This is a genomic window from Amorphus sp. MBR-141 (assembly GCF_053628695.1).
Window position 1 is genome coordinate 1 of record NZ_JBRJGW010000054.1, and the last position, 10134, is coordinate 10134.

The window sequence follows — 10134 nt, forward strand, 5'->3', positions numbered from 1 at the left end:
TGTTCAGGGGAATAGCGCTTCTTCGGCATTCTCAGCTCCAATGTTGGAGCCGAAATCTAACTCACAACAGTGGCCACTTGCCGGGGAGCAGGCCATCCACCAGGGCCGACGCCTCGTTGGTCATCACCTCTTTCAGAATCGCGGCGACGGATTTGCGCTTGGCGAACCACTGGCGGCGGATGCGGGTCAGCAGCCGGGTGGCGTCGGTCTTGTCGAGCAGGATGGCCCGTGTGCTCCACCTGTAGGGGAACGGCAGCCGGTTCATTTCGTCGAGCAGGCCGGGCGTCGTCGCGGTCGGGAATCCCACGATGGTCAGGACGCGCAGATGCTTGGCCCCAAGACGTGGCTCCAGCCCGCCGGCTAGCGGCTGATCTGCGAGCAGCGCGTCGAGATACATCGGCACTTCCGGGACACGAACGCGATGCCGGTTGGTCGATATGGTGGAATGAAGATAGGTCAGTGTGCCGGCGTCATCGAGCCATCGGCACTCGGGCATGAAGCCATCGAGCAGCGCCAGAACGCGGTCTGTGCGGTCCACGAAACCGCGCAGCAATTCATGCGGGTTTACCCCCGATTGCTCGCGGCCCTCATAGAGCCAGCTTTCCGCCCGTGCGGCTTCCTCGGCCGGCGGTAGCCAAAGGAAGGTCAGAAAATAACCGGACACGAAATGCGTCCCGGTTTCCTCGAATCCGGCTTTCCGCTCAGCATCGACCAGCGCGGACGCGGAATCGGGAAAGCGGCTGTCGGGATAGGTCGCGGCTTCGCTGCGCTGCGCTTCGACGAAGATGCTCCACCCCGATCCGAGACGGCGCACGGCATTGTTGATGCGGCTGGCGACAGCGACCAGTTCGGCCGCGACGGCGGAATCCAGATCGGGACCGCGAAACTTCGCGGTGCGCTGGAACGAGCCGTCCTTGTTCAAGACGACGCCTGAGCCGACCAGCGCGGCCCAGGGCAGATAGTCAGAGAGACGTGATGCGGTGCGGCGGTATTCGGTAAGGTTCATCATGGCCGCGCCCTCACACCGCCAGATGGCCGGGGATGCGCAGATGCCTGCGCCCGACCTCGACGAATTGGGGATCGCGCTTCGCCGCCCATACGGCTGCGAAGTGGCCGATGGCCCAGATGGCGATGCCGACCAGCCAGAGGCGCAAGCCGAGGCCCACGGCCCCGGCCAGCGTTCCGTTCATGATGGCGATGGAGCGCGGTGCGCCGCCGAGCAAAATATGCTCGGTCAGCGCGCGGTGAACCGGAACGAAAAATCCCGGCACCGTGTCCAGTTGCTCGAAAGCGGCGGCCATCAGATGAGCGCCCCGCCGCCGAACGAGAAGAACGACAGGAAGAAGCTCGATGCAGCGAAGGCGATGGAGAGGCCGAAGACGATCTGGATCAGCTTGCGGAAACCGCCGCCTGTATCGCCGAAAGCCAGTGTCAGGCCGGTGGCGACAATGATGATGACGGCGATGATCTTGGCGACCGGCCCCTCGATGGACTGGAGGATGCTTTGAAGGGGAGCTTCCCATGGCATCGACGAACCGGACGCATGGGCGGCTGGTGCGAGCATGAGGCTAATGGCAAGGGTGGATGCGGCGGTCGCCATGCGGCGATAGCCGCGCGAAAGGGTGCGGATCATGAAGATTCTCCTGTGCTGGGTTTGGCGGGGGTGATGCGGTAGTCGCCGTCCGGCCCCAACCCCTCGACGCGAGCGAGTTCGGCCAGCCGGCGCGCGGAACTGCGCCCGGACAGGACAGCAACAAGGTCGATGGTTTCCGCGATCAGAGCGCGTGGGACGGTGACGACAGCCTCCTGAATGAGCTGTTCAAGGCGACGCAGCGCACCGAGGCCGGAACCGGCATGAATGGTGCCGATGCCGCCCGGATGGCCGGTGCCCCACGCTTTGAGCAGGTCGAGGGCTTCGGGGCCGCGCACTTCGCCGATGGGGATGCGGTCAGGGCGTAGGCGAAGCGAAGAACGGACTAGATCGGAAAGCGTCGCCACGCCGTCTTTCGTCCGCATGGCGACAAGGTTCGGCGCGGCGCATTGCAGCTCGCGCGTGTCCTCGATGATGACAACGCGATCCGCGCCCTTCGCCACTTCGGCGAGCAGCGCATTGGTGAGTGTGGTCTTGCCCGTGCTGGTACCACCCGCCACGAGGATGTTGGCGCGGGCTGCGACGGCTTCGAGCAGCGTTTCCGCCTGATCGGCGGTCATGACGTCGGCCGCCACATAGTCGTCGAGCGTGAACACGGCGACGGCGGGCTTGCGGATGGCGAAAGTCGGGGCGGCGACGACTGGCGGCAACAGCCCCTCGAACCTTTCGCCGGTCTCCGGCAGTTCGGCCGAGACGCGAGGGCTACGTGGATGAACCTCCGCGCCGACATGATGCGCGACGAGGCGCACGATGCGTTCGCCATCGGCAGCGGACAGGCGCTCGCCTGTATCTGCAAGCCCTTCGGAAAGACGGTCGATCCACAACCGCCCGTCCGGGTTCAGCATCACCTCGACGACGGCGGGGTCTTCCAGAAACCGTGCAATGGAGGGTCCGAGAGCGGTGCGCAACATGCGCGCGCCGCGCTGGATTGCTTCCTGTCTGTGGTGGTTAGCGGTCATGTCGGCCCCGATTTCTGGCGGGGACGCGACAGACGATCCCCGGATCGGGGTCGATTAAGAGAGCCTGAAGTCGGTCCTGTTCAACAAGTATCTAAGTCCCGGCGGCCATCGGCGGTGATCGGCGGCAAATAGGATGGGATTGAATACTTATACTTGATCGCTGTCGGTCTCGAACTGATCTGGTGTTTGACCGTCACGAAGCGAATCGACATCACGCGACAGCTCTTTCAGGAACCTGTCGCCCGTCGCCAATCGTCGGCCGAGGGTCTGCATGAAACCCTCGAACCGCTCCGCGCCTTTTGCGCGGGCGGCGGATTGCGCGCTCTCCGGTAGCGGCGGCGTGGCGGCGAGCCAAATGCGGATGAACAGCGAGACCGTCTCGCCGAGCACGGCGAGATCTAGGTCGAGCGTGTCGATCTGACGGCCGAGCTTGTCCAAGCGGCGTGTCACGGCCGCCTCAAGCTGGTCGGTGGAGTCGCCGGACAGGTAGGACATGACCGCCGCCTCCACGATAGCGGATTTCGAGACCTTGCGGCGAAGCGCCAGTGCCTCGATCTGAGGCATAAGCGCGGGGTCGAAATAGAGATTCAGGCGGGTTCGGCTGGTCATGGACGTGTCCCTACAGTTCGATTCCGTCATCGGGATTCATCGACGCCTGCCGCGCCACCATCCTCATGCGCTGGCGCATGGCGCGGGCCTTGGCCGCGTCAACGTCCGGTTCGTCGTCCAGAAACTCGAACTCCTGTTCGGGCGGCGGTGGCGCGACGATTTCCTCATGCTCGGGCAATTCCGGCTCGCGGCGGATGCTGGCGTTGGCCGGATCGCCCTCGTCGTAACTGGTGACGGCCGTGGCGGAACGGCTCGCTGCTGCCACCAGGCGGTTCGTCCAGTCGTCGGATGACGGGTTGGGTGCGGACGGAGCGGCGGCCGGATCGGGCGGCGGCAGGATGCGTTCCTGAAGGCGCGCGTCCTCGAAGTAGCGCGCCTTCTTCGCCCGGATCGGCGGCGTGCCCGCCACCATGACGATTTCGTCGGTGGGCGGAAGTTGCATGATCTCGCCGGGGGTCATCAACGGCCGCGCGGTCTCCTGCCGCGACACCATGAGATGCCCCAACCACGGGGCCAGTCTGTGCCCGGCGTAGTTGGTGGAGTCGCGCAGCTCGGTCGCGGTGCCGAGTGCGTCGCTCACCCTCTTGGCCGTGCGTTCGTCGTTGGTCGCAAAGCTCACCCGCACATGGCAATTATCGAGGATCGAATTGTTCTGGCCGTAGGCCCGCTCGATCTGATTGAGGCTCTGCGCGATCAGGAAGCCCTTGATGCCGTAGCCGGCCATGAAAGCGAGCGCAGACTCGAAGAAGTCGAGACGGCCGAGCGCCGGAAACTCGTCGAGCATCAGCAGCAAGCGATGGCGCTTGCCGGACGTATGCAATTCCTCGGTCAGCCTGCGGCCGATCTGGTTGAGGATGAGGCGGATTAACGGCTTGGTGCGGTTGATGTCGGACGGCGGCACGACGAGATAGAGGCTGGCCCGCTCCCGGCTGCCGACCAGATCGGCAATGCGCCAGTCGCAGCGCGCCGTCACCCGCGCCACAACCGGATCGCGATACAAGCCGAGGAACGACATGGCCGTGGAAAGCACGCCTGACCGTTCGTTCTCGCTCTTGTTGAGCAGTTCCCGCGCCGACGACGCGATGACGGGATGAACGCCGGCCTCGCCAAGATGCGGCGTGTCCATCATCGCGCGCAAAGTTGCCTCAACCGGACGGCGGGGGTCGGACAGGAAGTTGGCGACGCCCGCTAGCGTCTTGTCCTTTTCCGCATAGAGGACGTGGAGGATCGCGCCGACTAGAAGCGAATGGCTGGTTTTCTCCCAATGGTTGCGCTTGTCGAGGCTGCCTTCGGGATCGACCAAAATATCCGCGATGTTCTGCACGTCGCGGACTTCCCATTCGCCCTGCCGCACCTCCAACAACGGGTTGTAGGCGGACGATCTGGCGTTGGTCGGATCGAACAGCAGGACGCGGCCGTGCTTCGAGCGAAAGCCGGCTGTCAGCGTCCAGTTCTCACCTTTGATGTCGTGGACGATGCAGCTTCCCGGCCAGGTCAGCAGCGTCGGCACCACTAGGCCGACGCCCTTGCCGCTGCGGGTTGGGGCGAAGCAAAGGACATGCTCCGGGCCGTCATGGCGCAGATAGTCGCGGTCGTATCGGCCGAGCAGCACGCCATCGGGGCCGAGCAGCCCGGCGGCCCGGATTTCCCGGTCCTCGGCCCAGCGTGCCGAACCGTAGGTGGCGACGTTGCGTGCTTCCCTCGCGCGGATGATCGACATGAAGATGGCGGCGACGATGGCGAGGAAGCCGCCGGATGTGGCGATGATCGCGCCCTCTACGAAGATCGCGGGCGCATAGGCGTCGAAGGAGAACCACCACCAGAAGAATGCCGGTGGGTAATAGACCGGCCAACCCGCCAGCTCGAACCACGGCTTGCCAAGCTGGGGCTGGAAGCCGAGCCGCCACGCCGTCCATTGCGTCGCCACCCAGGTCGTCACCACAACGATGGCGAAGACAACAGCGATCTGACCCCAAAGGATTCGGCCTCCGCGCACACAGGCTCCAATCGGCAAGAGAGATGGAGCCGATCAGAGAATAAGCGTTTCAGCGGGAGGCAATAGGAAAGATGATACGGGAGGGCTGCCGGATACTATCGGCGGCAAATAGGACGGGTGCACCGGGGTCGCTAGCCCCCCGCGAACTGTTTGGCGAGTCAGATGGACCAGCCTGACCGACTCATCTGGCCCGCAAGGTCGAGAAGCCTCCTGAGCGCCGGACTGCGATTGTGCGGGGACCAGATCGCAGAAAACGGAAAGGGCTCTGGCTCATCAAGGATCGGCAGGAACGTCACGCCGGGCGCATGCAAAAGCGTCGATGCCTCGCCGGCAATGGTGACGCCATAGCCCTGCGCGACCATCGACAACAGCGTGCCGCGCTCAACGTCGAAGAGTAGAATGGACAGCTTCGGCGAGTTGCCAGCGAGACGCATGACGATGTGGTCATGCACCTGTGGCCCGGTGCCGCCCTGCCGGACAATGAAAGTGTCATCCGCTAGATCAGCCCAGGTGACGCCCACTCCATCTGCGAGCGGATGGCGCGCGGGCAGCGCGGCTAGAAGCCTTTCGCACCATATCGGCCGTGAATGACAATCTGGAAACTCGGGCAAGCCCGCCACGAATGTCAGGTCCAGCCTGTTGGCCCGAAGCCGCATGACGCTATCGCGGGCCGTGCCTTCGGCGATCTCTACGTCAATGCCCGGATGTTGCTCCCGGTAGCGTTCGATCAGGGTGGAAAGAAAGCTGCCGGGGATGAGGGCGTGGATACCAACACGCAGCCGGCCATATTCACCCCGCCCCACCATCCCGGCGGTCCTGACCGCATGGTCGAGCTGGTCGATGCCTGTCGTCACCCGCTCGATGAAATGCCGGCCGGCTTCCGTCAGCCGAACGCCCCGCGCGTGACGCTCGAACAGGAGGATGCCAAGGTCTTCCTCCAGCGCCTTCACGCGCGCACTGACACTGGACTGGCTGATGCCCATGGCATTCGCCGCATGACGGAAGTTTAGATATTCAGCGACGGCCAATGTCTGGATCAACGACACCAGCGGAATACGCGAACCTAAAAGATTCGTATGTTCGCGTGCGCGCGTATTCTCTCCCTTCAATAACCGTCGCCGCATCTGTTGCCATCTTCGGTAATGTTGCTTTCTGTGCTATCGGCCGCGCAACATGATGACCGACAGCAAGCAACGAGATCACGTTTGCACTGTTGCGCTCTGCAAGAATTTGAGAACCGTTTCGGTCTGCCCGGGAATGAAATGCGGTGCATCAGGCAGATAGCGCATTGTGAGGTTCGGAACGTTCTGCTCCAGCCGTTGCCGTGTGACTGGTGCGTCGATGAACACATCCTTTCCACCCAGGATCGCCAGAACTGGCATCTTTAGCCGTTGCAAAGCTTGATCGCTGAACTGAGGGAGCGTTGACCTGCGCGGGATAAAGTGGGCGAAGATTTTGTTGGATATATCAACAATCGCGGCAGCAGACGGCGATAGTGGTTCATCCATGCGTCCGCCGATGCGTTCAAGCATCTTTCGCCGCCCCCAAGGACCGAGCAGCAGCAGTGGGAGTGCCCAAAGCAGGATGTTCTTCGCTTCACCGATGCCGCCGGGGCTGAGAAGCACGAGATTGCTTACGCGCTCGGGCCGGTGGGTGGCATAGTCCAGTGCAACCCACCCTCCCAGCGACATGCCGACGAGAGCCGCTGAGGATAGAGACAGCGCCTCCATCACTTCATCAAACCATTTCGTATGAGCATCGGAATCGTACGGCGGACGAACCTGCGCGCTGAATCCTGCATCGCCGATGATGTCGATGCAGAAAACTCGAAAGTGTTGGCTCCATACTGGGATGTCCACGATCCAGCTTGCTGCGTTCGCCGCCGTCCCGTGCAGCAATATCAAAGCCGGCGCGTCCTCGGGGCCGCTCTCGACTACGAATGTTTCGCCTTGTTTGGTGGCGATGCGATGCTGGCGATGCGCAACCGGCCATTGGCCGAGGATGTCTCGATAGCGTTCGAGAACAATCTGCTGCCCTTCCGGGGTCTTGAAGACAGATGCCATGGGGTCAAGCCTCCAGGCACGCATCGACAAGTTTAAGGAGTCCAGACACATCCGAGGGAGTTCCGATAGCGATGACCTTCACGGCGCGCCGAATCGGATCATGCGCAATGTCAACTGATATGGCCTGGGGATGCTGCTCGTTGTTTCCCGCAGCAGCGCCAAGCATGATCGACGTGAGCCGCCGTAGAAGCTCCTGATCCACGTTAGGAACATCTACCACGGCAGTGACGCGCGCAGCCGGTGCCTCGTGTGCGGAGCTGAGGCCGGCAAAAGCGTCGAGATCGGAACGAAGGATTCGGTATTGCTTGCCGATCTTTGTCGCACGAAGGCGACCTTCGCGGATGAAGCGCAGCACCGTCTTGCTGTGCAGTTTCAGGCGCTCGGCGACAGCCTCCACCGTGTATAGCTCTTGTGTCATCTAAAGTTCTCTATTTTGACAATAACTACCTATCAAAAGGAGTTGTAGGGAGTCAACATGCCGTTGAACGTCGTCTAATGGGCGCATCATCGTTCCATTCCTCTTTGCCGCCCCAACTGCCACGATACAGATCCGCCTTGCATGACGCCCATAACCTCGCGGCCGAGCTGGCGGTCGATGACCGGCCGCCACGGAACAAGGGTGAACTCGTGCGATTTCTCGACCACGGCGAACTTGCCGCTGGATAGCTGCACAGTTCCGGTGAACTTGCCGCTGACGTTCTCGCCATCCGTGGCAGCACGGAACGGTAGCCCCTTGCTCTCGGCCATCTCTCCGCCGACGCGGGCAACCTCCCGGTCGCGCAGGGTGGCGAGAAGACTGCGCCGGTAGAACACGCGACCGTCCCGCGTTCGGGTGGCTTCGCCCTGTTCGATATGGTGCTCGCGGCGGCGGTCGATGGCCTCGCGCACCTGCTGGCCGAAGCCGGTCGGCGCAAGGTCGGCCGTCTCGCCATGGATCAATCGCCGGTCCAGCCAGGTCGCGCCGTCCGATCCGATCTGCCTTTCCAGATTGACGGGTGACAGGACACGGACGCTCGCCGACGGGTCACGGCCGGCGTCGTAGGCGGCGGTACGGCTGACAAGATCATCGGGGATGCGCCATTGGTCGGCGTCGATCCGCTCGACGATCCCGGCGCGGCGCAATGCCTCCAGCCGGCGCACATGAGCATCGACATAGCCCTCATAGTCGCCGCCGGGAACGCGGCCCTCAAACTTCGCCTGCTCCAGATGACGACTCGGCCGATAGATGCCGTCCTCGGTGATGGCAGTGATGGTGCGGTCGGACGGCCGGGCCGTCGCCTCGGCCGGGCCGATCTGGATGACGCTGCCGATACGGGCATCCTCCAGCCGCTCGGGCGCGATGCCGGCGATGTGGTGCGTCCGCCCGTCGATCCCGTCCACCACAACGGTCAGGTTCTCGCCCAGCTCGTCGGACAGATGCTTGTCCACGACACGGCCGGCGATAGGCGTCTCTGGCGCTCCGTCATGGATTTGAAAGCTCATGGGATCGCGTTCGCCGCCCTGCGGGCCGAGCGCCTTCTGCATGGTGCGGATGATGTCGCCACGCTCGCCCAACTCGCGCAGGGCCGGTTCCATGTCCTTGCTCAATTCCCAAACGCCGGGCGCGTGCTCGGTCGCCAGCCCCATCTTCTCCAGCTTGGCGAGCCTGCGCAGGCGTAGCGTTCGCTCGAACTGCCGCCTCGGCGCTGCCGGTTCATGGCGCAGGTCGAGGAAACGGGCATCGGCTTCCTCCGCCATCGCGCGGTCGATACGGGTGAAACGGTCGTGGTCAATCTCGGCCGACAGCTTGCGGGTCTGCTCGATCTCGGTGACGGGGCCGAGTTCCAGACTGGCAAGCTCGCTGGCGCGCTCGCGCAGGCCGTTGGCGAGGTAATCGCCATTGATGACCAGATCCCCGCCCGTATCGTCGCGGCCGTTGACGATTACATGCACATGGGGATGGCCGGTGTTGTAGTGGTTGACCGCAACCCAGTCGAGTTTCGTGCCGAGGTCGGCTTCCACCTGTTTCATGAAATCGCGGGTGTAGGCCGTGAGGTCCGATAGCTCCGCACCGTCCTCGGGCGAGACGATGAACCGGAACTGGTGGCGGTCGTCCTTGCCGCGATCAAGGAAGTTGTCGCCATCGGCGCGGTCCTCATGCGCCGAATAGAGCTGACCGCGCTCGCCATCGCGTGAGGTTCCGTCACGCTGGACATAGCGCAGATGCGCACGGGCGCGACCGTCCTTCCATGCGGCCCGGACGCTGCGCTGCTTGACGATCACGCGGCGGCTGCCGGGCTGGCGATGATGCCAATGGCCGGAGATATTGCGGGCGCGCACGAAGCTGGCGCCCCGGCCACGCTTCACGCCTTTGCCGCTGGCGGCGACGGCGCGTGACCGGCCCGGCGACGATTGCCGGCCGGATGACGGCATGGAAGGATTGCGGGAGGCTGCCGCCTGATGCTGGCGGGTGATCTTCCTGACCTGCGTGAAAAAGCTCTTGGTCTTACCCGCCTTCGGCGTGTCGGATCGGATGCGGCCGGGCTTCGGGAGGAAGCGGCTTTCGTCGTCGACGCTCATGGGTGCGCCTCCGACCAAAACCACCCAAAACAGGCCGATATGTGCCTATGGTGCCGCTCGAAACCCTGCAAAGCCAAGGCGTTGCGCAAAATCGCGGCACGCGGGGGCAAAAATCGTGGTGCCGCTCGCGGCTCCCCTAACCAGTGTGCAGACAACAACAATTTTCGGAAGCGGCCCATCATGGTGCCGTCTTCTTTAATCTTGCCCTCCTAATCGGTCGTGTTTCAGCTGCTCTTTTCGCCATCGTCGTTTCTCCTTGTGGCTACGAAGATATACTACGCTGCTCTCTCTGGCACG

At 63.3% G+C, this 10134-nt stretch carries 9 protein-coding genes and 2 pseudogenes; all 11 read right to left on the reverse strand.

The features are described 5' to 3' along the window. Positions 1–94: 94 nt before the first annotated feature. Positions 95–1009, reverse strand: a pseudogene (locus ACSSVZ_RS27340) (conjugal transfer protein TrbE); the annotation flags it as partial. A 10-nt stretch (positions 1010–1019) separates the two neighbouring features. Next, complete coding sequence (locus tag ACSSVZ_RS27345; RefSeq protein ID WP_453974029.1) at positions 1020–1301, reverse strand: VirB3 family type IV secretion system protein; 282 nt, start codon at positions 1299–1301, stop codon at positions 1020–1022. Continuing rightward, positions 1301–1633, reverse strand: coding sequence for a TrbC/VirB2 family protein (locus tag ACSSVZ_RS27350; RefSeq protein WP_453974030.1), 333 nt, complete (start codon positions 1631–1633; stop codon positions 1301–1303). The genes ACSSVZ_RS27345 and ACSSVZ_RS27350 overlap by 1 nt, the downstream gene beginning before the upstream one ends. Beyond that, complete coding sequence (gene trbB / locus ACSSVZ_RS27355; RefSeq protein WP_453974031.1) at positions 1630–2610, reverse strand: P-type conjugative transfer ATPase TrbB; 981 nt, start codon at positions 2608–2610, stop codon at positions 1630–1632. The genes ACSSVZ_RS27350 and trbB overlap by 4 nt, the downstream gene beginning before the upstream one ends. A 147-nt stretch (positions 2611–2757) precedes the next feature. Next, entirely contained in the window at positions 2758–3219 is a 462-nt protein-coding gene (locus ACSSVZ_RS27360) for a ribbon-helix-helix domain-containing protein (protein ID WP_453974032.1), read from the reverse strand. 10 nt (positions 3220–3229) lie between these two features. Next, positions 3230–5215 (reverse strand): conjugal transfer protein TraG, encoded by a 1986-nt coding sequence (locus tag ACSSVZ_RS27365; protein ID WP_453974033.1) that lies wholly within the window; start codon positions 5213–5215, stop codon positions 3230–3232. A gap of 158 nt (positions 5216–5373) precedes the next feature. Beyond that, positions 5374–6339, reverse strand: a complete 966-nt coding sequence (locus tag ACSSVZ_RS27370; RefSeq protein ID WP_453974034.1) for a LysR family transcriptional regulator — start codon at positions 6337–6339, stop codon at positions 5374–5376. A 75-nt stretch (positions 6340–6414) separates the two neighbouring features. Beyond that, positions 6415–7278: an alpha/beta fold hydrolase gene (locus ACSSVZ_RS27375; RefSeq protein ID WP_453974035.1), complete on the reverse strand. Its 864-nt coding sequence runs from the start codon at positions 7276–7278 to the stop codon at positions 6415–6417. A 4-nt stretch (positions 7279–7282) separates the two neighbouring features. Further along, positions 7283–7696 carry a helix-turn-helix domain-containing protein gene (locus ACSSVZ_RS27380; RefSeq protein WP_453974036.1) on the reverse strand — a complete coding sequence of 138 codons (414 nt, stop codon included), beginning with the start codon at positions 7694–7696 and terminating at the stop codon, positions 7283–7285. Between the two features lie 86 nt (positions 7697–7782). Continuing rightward, on the reverse strand, positions 7783–9015 hold the full coding sequence (locus tag ACSSVZ_RS27385; protein ID WP_453974037.1) for a DUF3363 domain-containing protein: 1233 nt from the start codon (positions 9013–9015) through the stop codon (positions 7783–7785). A gap of 168 nt (positions 9016–9183) precedes the next feature. Beyond that, positions 9184–9837, reverse strand: a pseudogene (locus ACSSVZ_RS27390) (relaxase/mobilization nuclease domain-containing protein); the annotation flags it as partial. Between the last annotated feature and the right edge of the window lie 297 nt (positions 9838–10134).